Origin of the sequence: Kocuria sp. CCUG 69068 (assembly GCF_020833785.1) — a bacterium.
GTDB lineage: Bacteria > Actinomycetota > Actinomycetes > Actinomycetales > Micrococcaceae > Kocuria > Kocuria rosea.
This window is the reverse complement of the sequence record NZ_PDDL01000284.1, coordinates 1-493: the sequence shown is the minus strand read 5'-3', so window position 1 is coordinate 493 and position 493 is coordinate 1. Positions and strand designations below refer to the sequence as shown.

1 protein-coding gene is annotated in these 493 nt (G+C 78.7%); it reads left to right on the top strand.

Going from position 1 to position 493, the window contains the following annotated elements:
* Nucleotides 1-493, top strand: a 493-nt coding sequence (locus CRM73_RS19545) for a hypothetical protein (RefSeq protein WP_229588846.1), incomplete at both ends; no start/stop codon positions are given.

Sequence of the window (493 nt, the reverse complement as noted above, 5' to 3'; positions counted from 1 at the left end):
GGGGATCGGCGGGGCGCTGCGCGCCCCGGCGCGGGCGGCCACCCTGGAGCGCCACGACTCCCCGCTCGTGGCCGGGCGCTGGTCAATGCTGCGCCCCGAGCCCCTCGACCCCACGCTGCGGGCGTCGGCCACCGCGGAGCTGCTCATGGACCGCTACGGCGTGGTGACCAAGGGCCCCGTGGCGGTCGAGGAGCTCCCCGGCGGCTTCGCCACCGTCTACAAGGTGCTCTCCACGCTCGAGGACACGGGCCGGGCCCGCCGCGGCTACTTCATCGAGGGCCTGGGCGCCGCCCAGTTCGCGCAGGCCGCCACGGTGGACCACCTGCGCACGTTCAGCACCGACGACCAGGTCCGCGCCGAGGAGCCCGTGGCGCTGGCGCTCGCCGCGACCGACCCCGCCAACCCCTACGGGGCGGCCCTCGAGTGGCCGGAGCCCGTGTCCGTGCCCGCCCCGGACGGCGGGGACGCGCCCGCGGGGCGGCACCGGCCCGGG